Raw genomic sequence first — 21935 nt, 5'->3', positions numbered from 1 at the left:
ATTGCGGTTTTTTTATACTTATTATTTACCGAGGCGTTTAGCGAACCGTTCTCTGTTTTCGATGCGCTTTTCTTCACTTTTTTTAAGTAGCACATAAGTCGCACCATAACCACCATGTACTTTTATCGCTGTGTGAAATGCAAGCACGATATCCAACTCCCTTAGCCATTTATTAATATGACTTTTTAAAATTGCCGGATAGGGTTTACTGTTCAGACCTATACCATGAACTATATTTATTAATCTAATATTACGTTGATAACAATTTTTCAAATAATTAAAGGTCTCGGTTCGGGCTTCTTGTACGGTTAAGTGGTTAAGGTTTAAACGCGTTTCAATGGGATATTTACCTAGCCTTAACTTTTTACAGACGCCTTCCTGCACTCCCTCTTTTTTATAGACTAATACATCATATGGGTCAATTGGCTCAACAAATTCGTTTGAGAGGGTATTAGGATCAAAAGCCAAATCATTTTGAGCCGCCGCTCGACGCGCTAATTGCGCTAAACTGGGTTCTGATTTCACTTTTTCAATTTGAGGTTGCTGAACGAGCGGTTTAACGTCGGCCATTTCTTGCATAAAAAGATCAAGTTCATTATTCATTTGAGCCTCAATAATTAATCAATTCAACGAAACATCAACAGGTTATTTTTATATCCTTAAATGTGTGTTAATTCAATGTTATTGATGATAAACCTTAATAAATAAACTTACGCTCATTTATTATTCCCTTCAGGTATAATCGTTTTTTTTCATTTTCTGTATTTATTTATGTTTGATCTTATTGTTTTATTTTTTGTTAGTTTAGTGGCGAATACCCTTTCTTCATTAGCTGGCGGAGGGGCGGGTTTACTTCAGTTACCGGCACTTATTTTTCTTGGTTTACCTTTTAGTATTGCCTTAGCAACTCACAAAATTGCATCGGTTGCATTGGGTTTAGGCGCTTCGATAAAGCACTTAAAAAATGGCGGTTATCAATGGCCTTTAGTGACGATAATGTTGATTGGTGCATTGCCTGGTGTTGTACTTGGCGCTAATTTTATTTTAGATATACCTCCCTTTACTGCTATGGTTTCCCTAGGCACATTAACGATTGCGCTGGGTTTATATTCTATTATTAAACCCAGTTTAGGTTTGGTTGAATCGTTAAAAAATATTAATTTAAAAGGGTATTTAGTTGGTGCTATAGGCTTGTTTTTAATTGGTATTTTAAATGGGTCGCTCACATCCGGTACAGGGTTGTTTGTTACGTTGTGGCTAATTTATTGGTTTGGTATGAGCTACACACGGGCGGTATCTTACACTTTAGTGCTAGTGGGTATTTTCTGGAATGGGGCAGGGGCTATTACATTGGCTTTACAAGAAACAGTGCAGTGGGATTGGCTGCCTGTGTTAATTTTAGGCTCGTTGATTGGCGGTTATGTCGGTGCGCATTTAGCCTTAGCAAAAGGTAATATTTTGGTTAAACGTTGTTTTGAAATGATGACTATTCTGTCTGGCATAGGTTTGTACATTAAAGCTTTTAGTTTATAAAATACTAGTGATAATGAAGCTTGTTTAATTGCGTTGTTATTCGGCTTGTTTGCAGATTGAAATTGACTAATATGACCTAGTTAAATTGATATTAAAAAAATAAATTTAAAATAAATCAAATTTTTACTAAAGCATTTTCATTGGGCTCCGATACATATTATAACTAAGTTATAGGCGAGACAGTAACCATGTTTAGTGAACCCGTACAATTAGATAGCGCTGATTTTATTGCACCAGAAATGGCTGAGATTGACAATACTGCTTTAGAATCGGTTATCGGTATTTTGCAACTCCTTGAAAAAGACGTTGAAGAATTAAAATCGTACTATCAACCAGACAACTGTTTCCGTTCTATAAAATAACACGACAATAATATCTCCTGAAAATCGGCACCCCTCGGTTCTTCGGAACCGCCGATTACAGGCTCCCCCCTCAATAATCCTTTTCCAAAAACACAAAAACACAAATTATAGCTAGCTTGTTAAACCTATTTGTTATTAATTTTCAGTAGCCAAATCATAAACTAAATGGTTTTTCTAATGATATTTTTAATCAAAAATCGATTGGGATTAAAAGCATCCAGCAACGATTGCGAAAAAGGGAGGGGTTCATTGTTTATCATCCCAGCAATTGTTTCTGCCAATAGGGGAGCAGAGTTGAGCCCGCGAGCTGCTAGTCCACTAATACAATAAAGTCCGCTTAGTGTGTTAACGGTCGATTTGGGTAATTGCCCTTTCCAGAGGTCATGATGAGTACGGATAAAGGTATTTTTGTCGAAAAGAGGTCCAACAATCGGTAAATGGTCTTGTGTGCAGGTGCGATGGCTAACTCTTTCATCATTTGGGATATGTAACGCGGCAAAATCGATCTCAGCTGCTTGTAAATGAGATTGCTGCTGTTCGATATTGGCTCGTTTTTCTTTCTCTGTGGGCTCTAGGCTTGATATTCCTTTTATAAAACTGGCTCCTGCACAATGTTTATGTTGCCAAGCCGGTGTTAAATAGCCTTTATGGCATATGACCGATTTTAGGTTAGCTAAGTTACCTGAACTTGACAATTGACTGACTTGCCCGCGCACAGGGTAAAGCTCTATACCTTCACTTTGAGTGAAGTCGAGCATTTCGTACGCATTACATAAAACGACTTGCTCACTCTTATTTATTAGGCTGTTTTTGTGCCAAAGTGACCAACCCTGATCTGTTTTACTTATTTTTTCTATTTTTGATTGAGTCTGTATAGTCACATTTTTATGTTGTGTTAAATCGGTTGCAAGTGCTTGAATAAAGCTGCTGGGGTTTAACCAACCGCCTTCAGGATAAAACCACGCATCGTCTGTTATTTTTATTCCTGCAAGTTCGCTTGCTTGCTCAGCATTGACCGCCTTAACCAGTGTTGCAGGGCTGCTTTGGTCTTGGCTTAATTGCTTTAATCTACGCGCGCGGTCTTCATTAAAAGCGGGCTGAATTACGCCACACTTTTCAAAACCAAATGTTAGCGCTTCGCGCTTAGTTTGATAATACTGGCTAGCAAATTCAAAACATTTTATGTGTAATTCACTTAGTGGGTTGTGCCTGAGTTGTATTAGTGGATAAATAGCACCTTGAGGATTACCCGACGCCATATCAGCTAGCTCACCGCTGGTATATACGTTTACTTTAAACCCGCGTTTAGCTAAAGCATCAGCACAGCACAAACCAGCTATACCTCCGCCTATAATACTTATCGCTTGGGTTTTATTATTGGCATACGGAATAGGGTGTAAGTGATTACTTTTTATTGTGGCTCTACTCTGTTTTTTTTCGGTTGCCGCTGCAGAGGTTAGCACGCCGACTATCATTTCGCGTTTGTGGCCAAAACCTTTGCGTTTATTTACCGTAAAGCCCTGTGCTATTAAGCCTCTTCTGACAAAACCCGCCGCCGTAAAAGTTGATAATGTACCTTCTATTTTGGTTAAGCGTGCAATTTGGCCAAATAAGGTTTCACTCCACATATCAGGGTTTTTACTAGGCGCAAAGCCATCTAAAAACCAAGCGTCGACGATGCCTTCTCTTCTTTCTGTACCTATTTGTCGTGTCGAATTTATCGTTGGTGCTTGTTCTAATACGTCACCAAACCATAAATCTAGGGTTATATCATCTGAAATAAGTAACCGATTAGGCCCCGGTAATAAAGAGGGATAATGTTTTAAGAGTCTTTCGCGCCACGTTGCAAGGTTAGGCCATTGTTGTAGTGCTTGCGCTAATTGTTTTTTTTCTAATGGATATTTTTCGAAACTAATAAAAATAAGACGCTGGAGAGGGTGATCGGGATTGTTGATTTTAAACGAGTTGAAGCTATCACAAACAGCTAAAAAATTTAAACCTGTGCCAAAACCTGTTTCAGCAATACAAAAATGTGAGCTTGTCCAAGCTAACCACCGTTCAGTTAAATCGTTACCTTCTTGAAATACGTAAATAGACTCTTGTAACCCATTCTCTTTTGAGTAGTAAATATCATCGAAGGCATTTGAAATAGGAATGCCGTTTTCATTAAAACAGATATCCGCTGGCGTCATGTTACTCACGTATTGATCACTTAGTTAGCTTATTTTTTTAAGTGGGACATTCTACTTAAATAATGTGTTTTTAACAAAAAACATATCGGTTCGCTTTTCTACAAGAATTGAAGGTATATGCTAATGGTATTTATTGAAATGGCTGATGTGATTAAACGTTTTTTATAATAATTTAGGAATGCTAAAGATTGAATTAATGACTTTAATGCAGCTGATATTAATAAATATGCAGGTGAAAATTACACAACTTGATCGATTTAAAACGCTTTTGCGTACAGGTGTAAGCTGAAAATCAAAAAAAACATAAAAATTAATATTACTTAACTTGTTGTTTCTTCTGTGTATTTTGTTGTTTGTTGTACTTTGTTGGTCTGGTCGTACCCGAGTTTTATTGTGATTTGCTCTCGGTTATTTCATAATAGCCGCCACTGCGTTTGGTAGCGAATAGTCAGAAGTAGGTCAATAAACCTACCCGCTACACACCTATTATAATTTGTGAGGAATTTCATGAAAAGAGCTGTTATTACTGGCTTAGGTATTGTTTCTAGTATTGGTAACAATGCGAAAGAAGTAAAAGCTTCATTAGAAGCGGGTCGTTCTGGTATTACTAAGTCTGAACAGTTTGCTGAAGCTGGTTTAAGAAGTCAGGTTTGGGGCGATTTAAACATCGACATTAAAGAGCATATTGATCGTAAGCAAATCCGTTTTATGGGTGAAGCTGCGGCTTATTCTTATATTTCTATGCAACAAGCGATTGATGATTCAGGTTTAACGGAAGAACAAATTTCTAATCCTCGTACCGGATTGGTTGTGGGTTCTGGCGGTGCATCGTCTGAAAATCAGATAAACTCTGAGCGCATTCTTCGTGAAAAAGGTGTTAAGCGTATTGGGCCATATATGGTGCCAAGAACGATGTCATCAACTACTTCAGCTTGTTTAGCAACGCCGTTTAAGATCAAAGGTGTTAATTATTCGATCAGTTCAGCTTGTGCTACTTCAGCACATTGTATTGGTCATGCATGGGAACAAATCCAATTAGGTAAACAAGATGTCGTATTTGCCGGTGGTGGTGAAGAATTACATTACACATTAGCGATGATGTTTGACGCAATGGGCGCATTATCGACTAAGTATAATGAAACACCAGAACACGCATCTCGTACATACGATGCTGATCGTGATGGTTTTGTTATTTCTGGTGGCGGCGGTATCGTTGTGGTTGAAGAATTGGAACATGCTTTAGCGCGTGGTGCTAAAATTTATGGTGAAATTGTCGGTTATGGCGCAACATCAGATGGCTACGATATGGTTGCTCCTAGTGGTGAAGGCGCTATTCGCTGCATGCAACAAGCGATGGAAAATGTTGAATCTATCGATTACGTTAATACACATGGCACTTCAACACCGGTTGGTGATGTTAAAGAATTAGAAGCAATTCAAACGGTATTTTCAGAAACTAAACCGGCTATCAGTGCGACTAAAGCAATGACAGGTCATGCTTTGGGTGCAGCAGGTGTTCATGAAGCGATTTACAGTTTGATAATGCTAAATAATGATTTCATTGCACCGTCAATTAATATCAATACATTAGATGAAAAAGCGGAAGGTTTAGATATCGTGACTGAAAAACGCGAAGCTAAACTTAATACGGTTATGTCTAACAGTTTTGGTTTTGGTGGCACAAATGCAACATTAGTGTTTAAACGTTACGAAGCTTAATTGTTTGATGCGTTAACGTAATAACACATATCGTCTTAATAATACCTTGCTTTGGCAGGGTATTTTTTTATCTGCATTTGAAAGCATTATTACGGTCAATCAGCCGTAATAATATCGATGATATATCAACTGTTTTACATTTTTATGTGATAATACGCGTTATTAAAACGCGATTTAAATAGGTCATGCTCGTGACAAATAAACGACAAATATATATAGAAGATTCATTGTTATACGCTGAAGAGTTTTTTTCTGAACTGGGTGAGATCACTCGCTTTGCAGGTGATAAGATCACCGCAGAAGAGTTAATTAATGCGGATGTGTTATTGACGCGCTCGACGACTCAGGTTAATGAAAAACTATTAAAACAGGCTGATAAGCTGGCTTTCATTGGTACTGCAACTGCAGGTTATGATCATATTGATGGTCAATATATTGAATCTAAGGGTAAATTCTGGACTGCCGCACCTGGCTGCAATGCTGATGCTGTAGCGGACTATGTGTTAAGTGCTTTGTTTATTATTGCGGGTGAACATCTATTTCAAATTGCCGATAAAACGATTGCTGTCGTTGGGGCAGGCCAAGTGGGCTCTCGATTGATTAACCGATTATCGGTTTTAGGCTGTAAAGTTTTAGCATTTGACCCCGTAAGAGCTTCAATGGATCCCGATTTTGAATCCGCGGATTTTGAAGATGTATTAAAAGCGGATGTGATCAGTTGCCATGTGCCGTTGACCCAAGACGATATACATCCGACTAAACTGATGTTTGGCGCCGAGCAATTAGCTAAAATGAAAAGCGATGTGATTTTTGTTAATGCGTGTCGTGGCGAAATAGTCGATGAAGAAGCGTTATATGCACATATGCAGTCTAATCCACAAACTAAATTAGTATTAGATGTTTTTGATAATGAACCGAATATCGATACCCGAATACTAAATTTAACAACATTTGCTTCACCGCATATCGCGGGCCACAGTTTAGAGGGTAAAGCTCGCGGCACCGAAATGCTGTATTACAGTTTATGTCAATTTTGGGGGATCCAACCGGTTCATCAACTACATGACTTTTTACCACCTATGCGAGTTGAACAAATTGATATGGCCAAAACGACGACGTTTGAGCAATCTATTTTACGCAAAATAATTAATCTAGTTTACGATATTCGTGATGATAATGCGTGGTTTAAGCAGGCGATGAAAGCGGATCCAACCCAATTTAAAACGTTACGCCGTCAATATCCGATCCGTCGTGAAATGACTTCGTTGTGTGTTAAACACCCTGTAGATGCGATCCAGCAGCAACTCAATACGTTAAGTTTACGCAGTTAATTTCTTTGGTCGTTGTCATTAAGTTAACGACCTAATTAATTTCTTTGGTCGTTGTCATTAAGCTAACGACCAATTTAACGTCTTTGGTTGTTGTCATTAAGCTAACGACCAATTTAACGTCTTTGGTTGTTGTCATTAAGCTAACGACCAATTTAACGTCTTTGGTTGTTGTCATTAAGCTAACGACCAATTTAACGTCTTTGGTTGTTGTCATTAAGCTAACGACCTAATTAACTTTATAATACTGCATAGCCTCTGGAATCACTTAGGTCTAAGTATAGTCAATTGATTGAGTCAATATGTTATTAACGAGTTTTGATGCCGTTGCTGATCATGATGCTGAGATATTAATTTTAGGATCAATGCCTGGCAAAGCCTCTTTGTTACGGCACCAATATTATGCCCATCAACGAAACGCTTTTTGGCCGATTATGGCTAAACTTTATGCGATACCGCTTGATTTAGCGTATTCAGAGCGTTTGGTTTGTTTGCAGCAGCGTAAGGTTGCATTATGGGATGTTATGCGTAATTGTGAGCGTGTGTCGAGTTTAGATGCCGATATCGTTGAATCAACCATTGTGGTTAATGATTTTGTGCGCTTTTTACAACACCATTCGAGCATTCGTTTAATTGTGTTAAATGGTCAAAAAGCGTTTCAAACATTTAAACGGTATGCTTTGCCTTTGTTAAGTGAAACCGGTAAGGATATTGAATGTGTTGTGTTACCGTCGACAAGTCCGGCTCACGCGAGTTTATCGTTTTCGCAAAAGTATGAGCAGTGGCAACAAGCCTTAACGTCTTAACTTAAATATCATGGGTTTAATTTCTATTTTCACGTGAAAAAGCGCGACTAAATAAGAAACCAATTATGGCGCATAAAAATAACATTAAACGCGTTCGCCCACTAAAATCTTCTTGAAACTCTTTAGAATCTTGCTGAACGGCATCATAATCAAAGGTAACACGTAAATACCCCATGTTTTTCCCATTCACTTCGATAGGCTCAACAATGGTAAATAAGCGCATTTTGTTTGTTACGGCTTCAATACCGACTGCTTGTTTTAATGTAAAAGCCTGTTGTGATTGCGCAAGTGTTTGGCCGTCATTTGAATAAAGAGTCGCATCAATTATAAAATTTGAATCGGCTAAATGTTCGACGAGTTGTTGGCTAATCGCAGCCGTTAAATTGTCTTTATTTAAAATAACAGGGAGTTGAGCTTGCTTTACAACTTGTCTAACAAGCAAGTAAGCATGCTTTTCAAACGTTTTAATGCCTCTTTGTGTGGTTGAGTTCCATAGACCAATGACTATCGCGATCAAGGCGACAGCAAAGCCAGCTTGCGAAAATTTGCGATATATCCAGCGCAATTTACGTTTGCTTGCTAGGTTATTGGCTTCACGGTTTTGAACGTCATCGTTTATTTGAGGCGAATTAATGGTCACGCTTAACATATTTAATAAGTTTAAGTACTGTGATTATATCGTTAAATCGGCTTAATCTCTAATTTGGCAGTAAACTTCTTTTGACGCTCAGGATTGATGCGTTAAAATAGCCGCAATTATGGTAGATTAAGGTAATCTAGTGACTCAATACAGCACACTAACACATGACGATATATCGTCAATTTCTCATGTCGCACACTTATTTAATGCGATCACACGTCATGATCAGGTTGTCCATCTAAATCCTTTCAATGTATTTGAGTACTCGCTTGCTGCTATCTCTAATGCGGCTAGTGTGACCTTATATTGCGAAACCTTGTCGGTAGCTCAATTTTCTGCGTTTTCTCAAATTCTCAACTCGGTTGAGCTTCAATCTGTTCAGATTATTGATGCATTAGATAATGCGGGTGATCATGCGTTAAGTTGGCATTATGCGGGTGAGTTGAGTGATGAAACGTGGTTGCAGGTAAAACAATGGGCGCTAGATAACAAAGCGGATGTTTGGGCTTTAAAGCAACGGCCAACATTAAGTGCACCTGGTTTATTATTAATGGATATGGATTCTACAACCATCAAAATTGAATGTATCGATGAAATAGCAAAATTAGCGGGCGTAGGTGAACAAGTTTCAGAAGTAACTGAATTGGCAATGCAAGGCAAGCTGGATTTTGCTGAAAGTTTGCGTGCGCGTGTTGCAACGTTAGCCGATGCTGACGAAAGTATTATTGCTAAAGTTAAAGATAATTTACCCTTGATGCATGGTTTAAAACGCTTAATAGCGGTTTTAAAACAACATGAATGGCGTGTTGCAATTGCTTCGGGTGGTTTTACTTATTTTGCTGATAAATTAAAAGATGACCTCGAGTTAGATGCCGCTATTGCAAATACGTTAGAAATTAAAGATGGAGAATTAACCGGTCAAGTCATCGGTAAAATTGTTGATGCTCAGGTTAAAGCTGAAACCTTAAATGAATTAGCTGAGCGTTTCTCTATACCTGCAGAGCAAACGGTTGCGATGGGTGACGGCGCTAATGATTTAGTGATGATGGCGGCTGCTAATTTAGGCGTGGCATTTGAGGCTAAACCGCTTGTGCAAGAAAAAGCAGACGTTGCAATTAATTTTTATGGGTTGGATGCGTTGTTGTTTATTTTAGCTCGCTAATACGAATACAGGTTAAGATAATAGCTTGAGTTCATCATTTTGAATGAACTTAAGCTTTCATCGCTTACTTCGCTCTAAAGCTTACTCATCAGGCTGCGCTTCTTCATTTGCTCTGCGATCATTTGTGCAGGAAACATAAAGCGATTCATCACTTCTTCGCTAATATCAACTAAATCGACGATGCCTGCAACGCTCCATAATTCTTCTTCGAGTACTTTTGCTTTATGGATGGCATATTGACTCACATAAGCCAATTCTTTAGCAATAAAATCGGTATCAGGACGCCCCGTTCGGGATGTATATATACGCACGGCAAAAAAGATACAGTTAGGCTGAGTTGCTTTTTGCACAAATATTTTTTGCGCAGCTTCATTTCTAAAATCAGGCACTAACGATACATTAAAACGCTCGTTTAAGTCTTCGGTATCAAGTCTTAATTTAATATAAATATCTTGTTCATCAGGGCGAGATTCACGTTGTAGTTTTCGTAACGCGGTTATAAATAAAGTATTTAATAAGTTGTTGTTTAAAAACGGATGTAAATTACATCGATCTGGATTGCTGGGATCTTGAAGTGCATCAACAAGTGGGTTGGGTACATTAGAAAAACCAATGCTTTCCATTGTATGCTTAATGCCATTTTTATGGATATACAAGACCGTGTTTAGGCTGCGTTGCGCTAAGATATTTCGTAATGCTTCAGCTAAGCCCGGGATCCCCGCTCCACTTTGTGAAGCCGCCTGCAGTTTAGCTCGGTTGTTTTCAATTAATTCATTCATGAAGGTTTTACCGGCATGTATTACGCCTTTTGCTTCAAAAACGCGTAAGTTAACAATTGTCTTTTCTTTATTGCCGCTGACGACTTCATAAGGTAGGTTTTTTAATTTATATTTACTGGTGATCTTCTGTAAATCAGGTAAATTTATTTCAACGATTTCATTCTTTTTTAATTCGACCGGCGTTTCAAATTCTAGTTGCATTCCCTTCGTTGAAAAATCTCGTGTGACTGCTACACCACTCATTTTTTCAGCGTTAACATCAACTTGTGTACGGTAGATAAACCGAGTTTCTGAACGCAGGTTAACAAATTTAATCATGACTTCGTCAATATGTGCGGGTGGTTTACCTTTGAGGTGAACAAACGATTTTAATAAACTGACTTTATCCATGCTAAATTCATATTGCGCATAACTCTTTTTATCGTTTTCGTTAGTTAAGTCGGTTAAAAAAGCAATATATTGAATATTATTGATGTATTGCGAAACACGAGCTGTAGGCGGTTTATTAAATTTATGCGCTTCTTTACTTGCACCATCAGGTAAGGTAAGTGGTAAGTGAGCTAATTCTTTATGGCAATCTATCATGCCGAGTTTGTAACAAAACCAAACGTTTTTTGAAGCGCCAAAGCCAAAAAATATATTTTTAAGTTCTGGGTTGGCATTGAGTTCATCACTGGTGGCAGAGTAAAAATAGATTTTACCTTTAGAGACGTGAGTAAAACCATAAATGAGTGTTTCTTTAACGCGCCCAGGTTTTTTAAGTAATTGCAGCATGCGCTTTTGAGAAAATAAATAACCTAATCGAACTTTATTCTCTTCATCGATCCATTGACGAATTATCCCTTTGTTGTTGTCATTACTTAAGGTGGCAACCGGTGTTATTCTACCTTCATCTGATTGAGTTAAAAACACAGGCAATGAAGTCGAGCGAGGTAAATAAAACTGCTCATAACCTTTGGTAACGACGGCTTCAACGGTATTATCTAAGTTAAGTTTATAGCGCCTTTTATGACCATTGATAAAGCGTTGTAAAAATTCATCAAAACTTGGCACGTTAACACTATTAGTGCGCCGACACCGAGGGTACAAATTAGAACCTTTGGTATCTACACCGACAACTTCATACTCAACGGGGGACTTTAAGCCAAGTTCATATTCCTCTTCCAGTCCCGTATAATTTATGAGGATTTTTTGTCCCGCCATTACCTTATAACTGCTGGGAAGTTTTAATTTACAACCACTGACTGATAAATCCGTGGTTGAAGCCATAATGGTGCCGGCTAAAGGTATTTCGACTTGAACTGGCATCGAATATATCATTCGTTCTTCTGCTCGAAAACCGCGCTCACCGAACAGGATTGGTTTAGCTGAATATTTATGCTGCTCATTTTCTTCATTTTGAGTCGTCGGTTTACCCTTTATACGGTCTTGATTTTGCTTTTGATGCATTACCCGAAAATTGTTTTCGGCATTCATTATGTCTTCATAGGTACAGGTGACATAACGTTCATAGGTTTTTAAACCGCGCTTAAAAATACGCAGCGCAACGTCATCTAAATAATGAACGATCCCGTTATGTGAAAAGTCTCTGACATTGCCATCGACATGCCCACGTAAATCTATTCTACGGTTGCAATCAGCGGTCAGCCGATTAAGTTCCATCTTAATTAAAAACCGCTTGGGCTTAGGAAGGTCGCCAGCAATTGAGTCCATCATGGGCTCGAAGTCAGGTTGGCCGACTAATGGCTTTAATTTTTCAATAATGGCGCTGTATTCAGCTAATGCTGGGTCAGGTTTTGGCATAAGATTAAAATTAATTAGCTACTGTTATTTTAAGTTATAAAGGAAAATGAATCATTAATACGTTAAATTATAATGTGTTATCGGTTATTTAGTGGATAATTTTTAAAATTAAATTTACATAATTGGGCTAATACCACCGCAATATTATTATAATAGACAGTATTTTCATGTATAAAAATTCATTCAATTTATATGCCAGTTATACTATGTATAGAGGAACCTTTTAATGGCGAAAGCTAAAAGTACTTGGGTATGCTCAGATTGTGGATCTGAATTCAATAAATGGCAAGGCCAGTGTGGTGATTGCAAAGCGTGGAATACCATTAGTGAATTTAGGATTGCAGCGAGCTCGTCTTCTTCATCTGCAAAACTGAGTGGGTATGCTGGGGCGACCGATGCAAAAATTGAAACCTTAGAATCAATCGAGCTTTCGGAAGTGCCGCGTTTTAGTTCAGGGTTAGCGGAATTTGATCGCGTATTAGGTGGCGGGATTGTGCCGGGCTCGGCTGTTTTAATTGGTGGCTCACCTGGTGCGGGTAAAAGTACATTACTCTTACAAACCATGGTTCAGTTGGCCAAAACGATGAATACATTATATGTAACCGGTGAAGAATCATTACAGCAAGTTGCTATGCGTGCTGATAGACTCGGTTTGCCAAAAGATAAACTAAAATTGTTATCTGAAACGAATGTCGAAACAATTTGCCATATGTCGCGAGATGTAAAACCGCAAATCATGGTTATTGATTCCATTCAAGTGATGCACATGCCAGAAATTGCATCTGCACCCGGTAGTGTATCGCAAGTTAGAGAATCGGCTGCGTTTTTAACGCGTTATGCTAAACAAAATCAAGTCGCTATTTTTATGGTTGGTCATGTGACTAAAGATGGTTCGTTAGCCGGCCCTAAGGTATTAGAGCACTGTATTGATTGTTCAATTATGCTGGATGGTTCGGCTGACAGCCGTTATCGCACTATGCGCGGCACAAAAAATAGATTTGGTGCGGTTAATGAATTAGGTGTTTTTGCGATGACTGAAAAAGGGTTACGCGAAGTTAAAAACCCTTCCGCGATATTTTTATCTCAAGCTGAGAATGCCTCACCGGGTAGTATTGTTATGGTGATCTGGGAGGGCACACGCCCATTGATGGTCGAAATTCAAGCGTTAGCTGATACCTCTCAATTAAATAATCCACGACGTGTTACGGTTGGACTGGAACAAAACCGTTTAGCGATGTTGCTAGCGGTTGCGCATCGGCATTGTGGCATACAAATGGGCGATCAAGATGTGTTTGTTAATGTGGTTGGCGGTGTCAAAGTAACGGAAACATCTGCAGATTTAGCCTTGTTGTTAGCTTTATATTCTAGTTTTAGAAACTTAACGCTACCACAAAATTTAGTCGCATTTGGTGAGGTGGGATTGTCTGGTGAAATAAGACCGGTGCCCAATGGTATCGAGCGGTTAAAAGAAGCCGTAAAACATGGTTTTAAAAAAGCGATTGTTCCTAAAAATAATGTCCCCAAGCAAGGCATTGAAGGAATGGAACTCATTGCGGTTACGACTTTGGCTGAAGCATTAGAATCTATTTAATTAAAATAAAGAGCACAATTATGGTTGGTTTATCACGTGTATTCGTTCGTTTTAGTGTCGTTATTTTTTATATTGTCGCTTTTGGTCTTAGTGCACAAGAGCATTATATTGCACATAAAATAAAAGATAATACGTTAACAATCTTTTTTGAAAGTGGCCAAGTTGATATAACGGGATTAACCGCCGATTCAATAGGCGTATTTTATCAATTAGAGGGTCAAAAGCAGTTACCTTCGTATTCTCTTGTTGAACAACGTTCACAACCGAATATTAATGTTAAAGCGCGTTCCAAGACGATTGATTTTTTGACTGAAAAAATGCGCGTTAATATTGAAAAATCGCCATTAACATTGCACTTCTATCGAGAAGGAAAATTACTTTTATCTGAAGAATTAGGTTTTTTTTCACAAACGGCATTAACCGGATTTCGGTTTAGTTTGCAGCCGCAAGAAAAATTACTCGGCGCTGGCGAGCGTGTACTCGGTATGGATAGAAGAGGTCATCGCTTGCCTTTATATAACCAAGCACATTACGGTTATACCACTGAATCAAAACAAATGAATTTTGGCTTGCCAGCCGTAATGTCAACTAATCAATATGTTTTGATGTTTGATAATACGGCTAAAGCGACATTAGATTTAGGTCACAACGAAGCTGATATATTGCAGTTTGAAGCTATTGGTGGTCGTACTGCCTACGTTGTGACATCTGGCGATTCTTACCCCAATTTAATTGAAAATTATACGCAAGTCACTGGGCGACAACCTTTACCGCCACGTTGGGCTTTAGGACATTTTGCTTCACGTTTTGGTTATCACTCTGAAGAAGAAGCGCGTCAGGTCGTCGCTAAATATCAAGCATTAGGCTTTCCACTTGATGCTATTATTTTTGATTTATATTGGTTTGGCGCTGAGATGAAAGGCAATATGGGGAATTTAAATTGGGATCGAAAACACTTTCCGACTGCTGAGAATATGATTAGTGATTTTAAGCGTCAAGGCGTGAATACGATCCTGATATCTGAACCTTTTATTACCACGAGCTCTTCTAATTGGCAACACGCGGTGGCTGCTGATGCTTTAGCGAAAAATTTAGCGGAAGAACCTAAAGTATTTAACTTCTTCTTTGGTGAAACCGGATTAGTCGATATCTTTTCAAATTCAGGCCAAGAGTGGTTTTGGGCACAATATCAACCTCTGTTAGATCAAGGTATTGCTGGTTGGTGGGGTGATTTAGGTGAGCCTGAAGTGCATCCTAACGATACGCTTCACGCGATAGGCACAGCAGATGAAGTGCACAATGTGTACGGGCATCGTTGGGCGCAATTGTTGTATGAAGAGCAACAAAAACTTCAGCCTGAACAGCGACCTTTTATGTTAATGCGTTCTGGTTTTAATGGTTCTCAGCGTTACGGAATGATGCCATGGACAGGTGATGTAAGCCGTTCATGGGGCGGTTTGAAACCTCAACCAGAATTAACCATGAGCATGGGTTTATTAGGCTTAGCTTATACACATTCTGATCTGGGCGGATTTGCCGGTGGTGATAAGTTTGATAAAGAAATGTATATTCGTTGGTTGCAATATGGTGTTTTTCAGCCGATATATCGACCGCATGCGCAAGAAAATATTGCACCAGAACCTATCTTTCATGATTCTCAAACGCAAGCGATTATTCGTGATTTTATAAAATTACGTTATCGCTTACTACCCTATAACTATACGCTGGCTTATCAAAATACATTAACGGGCATGCCATTGATGCGGCCGTTATTTTTTAGTGATGAAAACAATCCCAGTTTAATTGCGATTAAAGATAGTTTTATGTGGGGTGATGCGTTTTTAGTGAGTCCAGTCACTGAGCCTGGTATTGAATCACAAGCGATGTATTTACCCAAAGGTATTTGGTTTGATTTTTGGGATGATACCGAATACGTCGGTGGCGGTGTCAAAAACATTCCAACTACATTACAGACACTGCCCGTGTTAGTTAAGGCTGGGTCGTTTATACCCATGGTAAACGATTTAGCCAATACTAAAGCGTACAATAATAGTCAATTAACCATGCATTATTATGCAGATGAAAGCGTATTAAATGCGAATTATGCGTTATATGATGATGATGGTAAAAATGCGAAGGCATTAGCTGAAGCACGATACGAAGTGATGGGGTTTACTGCCGTACAAAATGCCAATCATTTAATCTTGAATATCCAACATAACGGCGGGCGTTATATTGGTCAGCATAAACAACGTGATATATCATTCGATGTTCACAACATAAAATCAGTTAAATCGATTTTTATTGGCGAACAAGAAATTGAATTATTTTATCAAAAGGATGCATTTGATCGTCGGCGTTTAGCGGCGTTTTATAATGCTGAAATACAACGTTTGCTGATTAAATTTAAATGGTCGTTGCAAGATCAGAGTATAAAAATAAAAGGGTGAACAGCGCGCTGCTGTATTATTGTTAATAGTTGTTGTATGGTTTTTGAGTAAACAAGGCCGCCATTTTTACTATTATTTAAAGTGGCGGCTACTCTTTTGTTTAGGTTTATTTCTCTCTTTTATGTATTTCGAATGCGCTTATACATATAAATAATCACTAATGTAAACGCGGTCAACCCCGTTATATTTCCATAGGGGACAACGGCCGGTAGTTCCATAAAAAATGCGGCTGCAATTGCGATAACAACGCCCATTAATGCCTCACCGGTAATTAAACCTGAAGCGAGTAATAAACCGGTGTTTTTGATCGCTTGCTGTTTATCGCTTGCCGCAGATTTACTTTTATAATGAATCAGCGCTGCAATTACGCCCCCGATAAAAATGGGGATAGAAAGCCCCACCGGTAAATAAATACCCACCGCGACGGCTAAAATTGGAATACGAAATGAAGAGTCCTTAATGCGCAATAATTGATCAATAATAATTAGAAAGGCTGCTAATCCCATACCGATATAAATAAATAACCAATTAATGCCCGCACCAAAGATCCCCGTAGCGAGCTCTTTCATTAGGCTGGCTTGTGGTGCCGATAAAAACTGTGTACTACCAGTTTGTGCTGGCCGGCCAATGCCATAACCGGTGTCTAAAATTTGCAATATAATGGGAATGACCAATGCAGCTGATACAACGCCAATGATTTGAAACAACTGTTGACGCCAGGGAGTTGCGCCGAGGATATGACCGCATTTTAAATCTTGCATGTTATCACCTGCAATCGCCGCAGAAGAACATATTAAAGCCGCTAAATAAATCACAACAATGGGGCCTAATTGACCTGCGATCCCGTCATTACCGATGAGTTGTAACAAAATCAAGGCTGATATAATAACGGTCGCGATCGTCACGCCTGATATTGGATTATTTGAACTACCCACTAATCCAGCCATATAACCCGCAACAGAGGAGAATAAAAAACCAAGAATAAACATGAATACCGTCATTAAACCTGAAAGCCATAACGCTTGAGGGTGTTGATGCAATACGGATTCAAAAATGAAAAACAAAGGAACTAACGAGAGTAACGATACAATCAAAACATAATTGATCGGGGTATCGTATTCGGTGCGTAATGGCTGGTGGTTAGATTTATTTAATGAGGCTTTATATGCATTAATCGAGGCTTTAATGCCGGCCGCCAACGGTTTAATTAAACAGATAAGTGACCAAATACCGCCTACGATCATGGCTCCTACGCCTATTCGTCTATTTTGATCCCATGCGGTGTTAGCGATTGCTTCTAATTGGCTGTGATTTAAATCCGCTAATGTTAGCGTTGACTCAAGTGAATTAAGTTGTAGTAAATTGTCTGCATTTAGCCACCAATTAAGGGGAACACCGACTAACGTGCCGATGATCCCACCAACAAAAACTAAAATAGCAACATTAAACCCCACAATATACCCAACGCCGATTAATGCAGGACTAATGGCTAAATTGGTTGATAATATAAATTGGCTTGCGACTGTTTGTATATTGGCGATCCACCCAGATAGCATACCAAAGCCCGATTCTGCTAATTTAAATAAAGCACCGATGCCACTCGCTTGTAATAAGTGACGTAACCCATTACTTTGCAAGCGGGTTTGATTGTCGCTTAAGGACTGTTCTAATGCGGTGCCGGTTTTAAGTACTTCTGAGGTTGCAACACCTTCTGGGAAGGTTAATTTTGCATCTATGATAAGTGCTCTTCTAAGCGGTATGGTGAATACGACACCTAATATTCCACCAACAATGGCTATTTGAACTAATGGCCAATAATCATAACCTTGCCAAGCTTGCATCATCACTAACGCGGGTATTGTAAAAATAATGCCGGCGACTAATGATTCACCAGCCGATGCCGATGTTTGGACTAAATTATTTTCTAAAACGTTACTGTTTTTAAATAAGCGTAATATCCCCATTGATAAAGCCGCCGCTGGAATTGATGCCGATATCGTTAACCCCACAAGTAGGCCAATATAGGCATTTGCTGCCGCTAAAAGCATGGCTAAAATAATGGCTAAGGTGATACTTTTTATGGTTATTTCAGCGAGTGTTTGTTCTGGGCCGATAAGAGGAGGATGTAAATTATTATTTTTATTTGTCATGCAGAGTCCGTATATCGCGATCATTACCTTGATGTTTTTATTATATATTTACCTTTTCAGATAAGCTAATTAACTTGTTTTGATAAGTGAAACAGGTGAGCGGCAGGGCTTGATTAGGTTATAAACGGCTATATTTGGGTGAGTGTAGGGTATTTAAATATTACTAGCTGTTTCCACTGGGTTGGTAAACAGCTAGTTAGTCATAAACGCAAAAAGCTTAAATTAGCGCTTTAAGTTGTTCGTTAATAACGGTTGGATTGTACGCAGCGTTGATGCAACAACTTTAGGGTTACCTGCGACAATATGACCAGATTCTAAATATTTATGGCCACCGGCTAAGTCTGTTACCATACCACCAGCTTCGCGCACAATTAATTCACCTGCAGCAATGTCCCATGGTTTAAGACCTAATTCCCAAAAACCATCAATGCGGCCTGCAGCTACATAAGCTAAATCAAGTGCAGCAGAACCACCTCGACGTATGTCGGCTGCTTGTTCAAATACAGATGAAAGAATATTAAAGAAAACATCGGTATGTTCACGACATTTAAAAGGGAAACCCGTTGCGAATATGCCACCGCGAATATCTTTGTTGCTCGCGACACGAATTCGATATTCATCTAATTGTGCACCTTGACCGCGACAAGCTGTAAATAATTCATCTTTGATTGGATCATAAACGACAGCAAGCTCGGGCTTGCCTTTTACATGAAGAGCGATAGAGACAGCAAAGTGAGGGATACCACGAATAAAATTAGTCGTGCCATCGAGTGGGTCAATAATCCATTGATAATCTGATTGCTCACCAGATTGAGCTCCGCCTTCTTCACCGACAAATGAATGTAGTGGGTAAGATTGTTTAATAATATCGATAATCGCTCTTTCTGCGTCTTGATCGATATTAGTCACGAAATCATTTTCTGATTTAGTTGTTGTTTTAACAAGATCTAATTCTGAAAAACCACGAGCAATGATATGCCCGGCTTTACGCGCAGCACGAACTGCAATAGTAAGCATTGGATGCATGGTGTTATTAACCCTAATTATAAAAGAACATGATTCGGCAATGTTGCCAAATCAGTGAATAAAATTCGCGCGCATTATACTCAAATAGACCGTAAAAAGCGAGCTAGATAAAGATAAATAAGCTTATTTATCTTTATCTAGCATTTATGTCGGTGGTTAAGCTTGTGGTTACGTGGGTATATTGTAGAATATGCGCCTTTTTTACAGGCTTGGGTTAGCAATACATGTTAGATAACATTCGTGTCATTTTAATCAACACTTCGCATACGGGTAACATTGGTTCAACCGCGCGTGCAATGAAAACCATGGGACTCAGCGAGTTGTATTTGGTTGACCCAGTATCAGAGCCTGATAGTAAAGCCTCGGCTTTGGCAGCGGGTGCAACAGATGTACTCGGTAATGCTAAAATTGTAGCGACTCTAGATGATGCCATTCAAGATTGCTCACTTGTGATCGCAACCAGTGCGCGTTCAAGAACATTAAGTTGGCCCGTGTTAACACCTCGCGAAGCGGGTGAAAAGTTGGTTTCTGAATCAAATCAAGGCAAAGTCGCTTTAGTTTTCGGCCGTGAAAATAATGGGCTTTCAAATGATGAATTACAAAAAGCACATTATCATGCTGTTATCCCCGCTAATCCCGATTATTCATCTTTAAATTTAGCGGCGGCGGTACAAACGTTATGTTATGAAGTGAGAGTTGCGCAGTTAACTGAAGATGAAAAAGGTCATTCGGCTGAATCACCAGAAGAAGCTTATCCATTAGTCGAAAATTTAGAGCGTTTTTATACCCATCTAGAATCTACATTAGCTTCAACTAATTTTATTGTTGCCAATCACCCCGGACAAGTCATGCCTAAGCTTCGTCGCATGTTTAATCGCATTCGTCCCGATAGCCAAGAGTTAAATATTTTACGTGGCATATTATCTTCTATAGACAAAATTGTTAAATAAATTCCATAGGAATTAACCATATATGTTTGAGCGTTTAAAAGAAGACATCAATGCAGTGTTTCACCGTGATCCTGCGGCGCGAAACTTTTTTGAGGTATTAACTAATTACCCGGGCATGCATGCTATTTGGTGGCACAGGCTAAGTCATTATTTATATGTAAAAGATTTTAAATGGCTAGCGAGAACGGTGTCTAACTTAGCGCGTTTATTAACGGGCGTTGAAATACACCCAGGCGCTGTGATTGGTCGTCGTTTTTTTATTGATCATGGTATGGGTATTGTTATTGGTGAAACAGCTGTAATTGGTGACGATGTAACTATTTACCATGGTGTTACTTTAGGTGGCACGAGCTGGAATGAAGGTAAACGTCATCCTACGGTTGGAAATGGTGTTGTGATCGGTGCGGGCGCTAAAATTTTAGGGCCGTTTAAAGTTTGTGATAATGCAAAAATTGGCTCAAATTCAGTTGTGGTTAAAGAAGTGCCAGAAGGCGCAACCGTTGTTGGTATTCCCGGCCGTATTATTGCAAACGACAAAGATGAAAAGCGTGAAGCGATAGCTCGCAAGTTGGGATTTGACGCATATGGTGTTAATGCAAATAGCCCAGATCCTGTGGCTAAGGCCATTGGTAATTTATTAGACCATGTTCATTTGATGGACGGTAAAGTTGCCGAACTTTGCTCTGAAGTTAAACGTATGGGTGGTAATGTATGCGACGAGCGCTTACCCGATTTGTTTGTTGATAGCCCAGATTTTGTAGAAGCCGAGCTTGATGCAGCACAAAAACGTATGCGAGCACATGAACAATTTGACCCGGGTATTTAATTAAAGGTGAATTTAATACCTGACTATTTTAGTCAGGTAAATACTTGACTGTTTTAGTCAGGTATGTGAAAATTCAACTATAAAATATCGAAGAGGTTCTGCAATGAGATTAACATCAAAAGGCCGTTATGCGGTTACCGCTATGCTTGATGTCGCTTTACATTCTAAGCAAGGTCCTGTGCCTCTTGCAGACATATCTGAACGCCAAGGCATATCATTATCCTATCTTGAGCAATTGTTTTCGCGCTTAAGAAAACAAGGTTTAGTCACAAGTGTTAGAGGACCTGGTGGAGGCTATTGTCTTGGTTATGATTTAGATGACATATCGATAGGAAAAATTATTGTTGCAGTTGATGAGTCGGTTGACGCAACTCGCTGCAACGGCAATTCCGATTGCCAAGGTGGCACAAGGTGTTTAACTCATAGCCTTTGGACTGAACTTAGTGATAGAATCGCCGCCTTTTTAAATGACATCACGCTTGATGAGCTTGTTGCTAAGCAAGAAGTTAAAGAAGTGTCTGATCGTCAAAATCGTAAAAAAAACACACATTCAGCCTTTGCCTTAGGTAAAGCTTCGCTTGAAGAAATCGACTTAGACTTTCAAGTTTAAGTTTACAC

Annotated in this window: 18 protein-coding genes; 11 read left to right on the top strand and 7 right to left on the bottom strand. The window is 39.1% G+C overall.

Annotation, left to right across the window (positions count from 1 at the left end):
* Positions 1–21 precede the first annotated feature (21 nt).
* On the bottom strand, positions 22–603 hold the full coding sequence (smrA, locus tag DPX34_RS10900; protein WP_111978461.1) for a DNA endonuclease SmrA: 582 nt from the start codon (positions 601–603) through the stop codon (positions 22–24).
* A 168-nt stretch (positions 604–771) separates the two neighbouring features.
* On the opposite strand from smrA, the gene DPX34_RS10895 reads away from it, so the two are divergent.
* Together DPX34_RS10895 and DPX34_RS21725 are read left to right on the top strand one after the other, a co-directional pair.
* Positions 772–1533, top strand: a complete 762-nt coding sequence (locus tag DPX34_RS10895) for a sulfite exporter TauE/SafE family protein (RefSeq protein ID WP_111978460.1) — start codon at positions 772–774, stop codon at positions 1531–1533.
* Between the two features lie 188 nt (positions 1534–1721).
* Entirely contained in the window at positions 1722–1895 is a 174-nt protein-coding gene (locus tag DPX34_RS21725) for a hypothetical protein (RefSeq protein WP_157964696.1), read from the top strand.
* A gap of 161 nt (positions 1896–2056) precedes the next feature.
* Here the strand turns inward: DPX34_RS21725 and mnmC are convergent, their stop codons facing one another.
* The gene (gene mnmC, locus DPX34_RS10890) at positions 2057–4087 is read right to left on the bottom strand and encodes a bifunctional tRNA (5-methylaminomethyl-2-thiouridine)(34)-methyltransferase MnmC2/FAD-dependent 5-carboxymethylaminomethyl-2-thiouridine(34) oxidoreductase MnmC1 (RefSeq protein ID WP_111978459.1); all 2031 of its coding nucleotides are present in this window, start codon (positions 4085–4087) and stop codon (positions 2057–2059) included.
* 507 nt (positions 4088–4594) lie between these two features.
* On the opposite strand from mnmC, the gene fabB reads away from it, so the two are divergent.
* Both fabB and DPX34_RS10880 read left to right on the top strand, forming a co-directional pair.
* Positions 4595–5806, top strand: coding sequence for a beta-ketoacyl-ACP synthase I (gene fabB, locus DPX34_RS10885; protein ID WP_111978458.1), 1212 nt, complete (start codon positions 4595–4597; stop codon positions 5804–5806).
* Positions 5807–5997: 191 nt separating this feature from the next.
* Positions 5998–7137, top strand: a complete 1140-nt coding sequence (locus tag DPX34_RS10880; protein WP_198673682.1) for a 4-phosphoerythronate dehydrogenase — start codon at positions 5998–6000, stop codon at positions 7135–7137.
* Between the two features lie 31 nt (positions 7138–7168).
* On the opposite strand, the gene DPX34_RS10875 is transcribed toward DPX34_RS10880, so the two are convergent.
* Entirely contained in the window at positions 7169–7351 is a 183-nt protein-coding gene (locus DPX34_RS10875) for a hypothetical protein (RefSeq protein WP_111978456.1), read from the bottom strand.
* An 85-nt stretch (positions 7352–7436) separates the two neighbouring features.
* Here DPX34_RS10875 and DPX34_RS10870 point away from each other — a divergent pair, with 85 nt between their 5' ends.
* Positions 7437–7940 carry a DNA-deoxyinosine glycosylase gene (locus tag DPX34_RS10870; protein WP_111978455.1) on the top strand — a complete coding sequence of 168 codons (504 nt, stop codon included), beginning with the start codon at positions 7437–7439 and terminating at the stop codon, positions 7938–7940.
* 16 nt (positions 7941–7956) lie between these two features.
* Here the strand turns inward: DPX34_RS10870 and DPX34_RS10865 are convergent, their stop codons facing one another.
* Positions 7957–8580, bottom strand: a complete 624-nt coding sequence (locus DPX34_RS10865; RefSeq protein ID WP_157964694.1) for an AhpA/YtjB family protein — start codon at positions 8578–8580, stop codon at positions 7957–7959.
* A gap of 139 nt (positions 8581–8719) precedes the next feature.
* Here DPX34_RS10865 and serB point away from each other — a divergent pair, with 139 nt between their 5' ends.
* Positions 8720–9742, top strand: a complete 1023-nt coding sequence (gene serB, locus DPX34_RS10860) for a phosphoserine phosphatase SerB (protein ID WP_111978453.1) — start codon at positions 8720–8722, stop codon at positions 9740–9742.
* A gap of 74 nt (positions 9743–9816) precedes the next feature.
* Here serB and DPX34_RS10855 read toward each other — a convergent pair whose 3' ends face one another.
* Complete coding sequence (locus tag DPX34_RS10855; RefSeq protein ID WP_111978452.1) at positions 9817–12324, bottom strand: PilZ domain-containing protein; 2508 nt, start codon at positions 12322–12324, stop codon at positions 9817–9819.
* Between the two features lie 226 nt (positions 12325–12550).
* Between DPX34_RS10855 and radA the strand changes: the two genes are divergently transcribed.
* Together radA and DPX34_RS10845 are read left to right on the top strand one after the other, a co-directional pair.
* The gene (gene radA / locus DPX34_RS10850; RefSeq protein WP_111978451.1) at positions 12551–13915 is read left to right on the top strand and encodes a DNA repair protein RadA; all 1365 of its coding nucleotides are present in this window, start codon (positions 12551–12553) and stop codon (positions 13913–13915) included.
* A gap of 20 nt (positions 13916–13935) precedes the next feature.
* Positions 13936–16365: a glycoside hydrolase family 31 protein gene (locus DPX34_RS10845; protein ID WP_111978450.1), complete on the top strand. Its 2430-nt coding sequence runs from the start codon at positions 13936–13938 to the stop codon at positions 16363–16365.
* A gap of 119 nt (positions 16366–16484) precedes the next feature.
* Here the strand turns inward: DPX34_RS10845 and DPX34_RS10840 are convergent, their stop codons facing one another.
* Together DPX34_RS10840 and suhB are read right to left on the bottom strand one after the other, a co-directional pair.
* Complete coding sequence (locus DPX34_RS10840) at positions 16485–18515, bottom strand: OPT family oligopeptide transporter (RefSeq protein ID WP_111978449.1); 2031 nt, start codon at positions 18513–18515, stop codon at positions 16485–16487.
* Between the two features lie 222 nt (positions 18516–18737).
* Entirely contained in the window at positions 18738–19541 is an 804-nt protein-coding gene (suhB, locus tag DPX34_RS10835) for an inositol-1-monophosphatase (protein ID WP_111978448.1), read from the bottom strand.
* 224 nt (positions 19542–19765) lie between these two features.
* On the opposite strand from suhB, the gene trmJ reads away from it, so the two are divergent.
* The 3 genes from trmJ (at position 19766) to iscR (ending at position 21927) form a co-directional block, all read left to right on the top strand.
* Positions 19766–20491 carry a tRNA (cytosine(32)/uridine(32)-2'-O)-methyltransferase TrmJ gene (trmJ, locus tag DPX34_RS10830; protein WP_111978447.1) on the top strand — a complete coding sequence of 242 codons (726 nt, stop codon included), beginning with the start codon at positions 19766–19768 and terminating at the stop codon, positions 20489–20491.
* Between the two features lie 22 nt (positions 20492–20513).
* Positions 20514–21317 carry a serine O-acetyltransferase gene (gene cysE, locus DPX34_RS10825; RefSeq protein WP_111978446.1) on the top strand — a complete coding sequence of 268 codons (804 nt, stop codon included), beginning with the start codon at positions 20514–20516 and terminating at the stop codon, positions 21315–21317.
* A gap of 103 nt (positions 21318–21420) precedes the next feature.
* Positions 21421–21927, top strand: a complete 507-nt coding sequence (gene iscR / locus DPX34_RS10820) for a Fe-S cluster assembly transcriptional regulator IscR (RefSeq protein WP_111978445.1) — start codon at positions 21421–21423, stop codon at positions 21925–21927.
* The last annotated feature ends 8 nt before the right edge of the window (positions 21928–21935 follow it).

The organism is Algibacillus agarilyticus (assembly GCF_003286125.1).
Taxonomy (GTDB): Bacteria; Pseudomonadota; Gammaproteobacteria; order Enterobacterales; family Alteromonadaceae; genus Algibacillus; species Algibacillus agarilyticus.
This window is presented reverse-complemented; position numbering and strand designations above follow the sequence as displayed.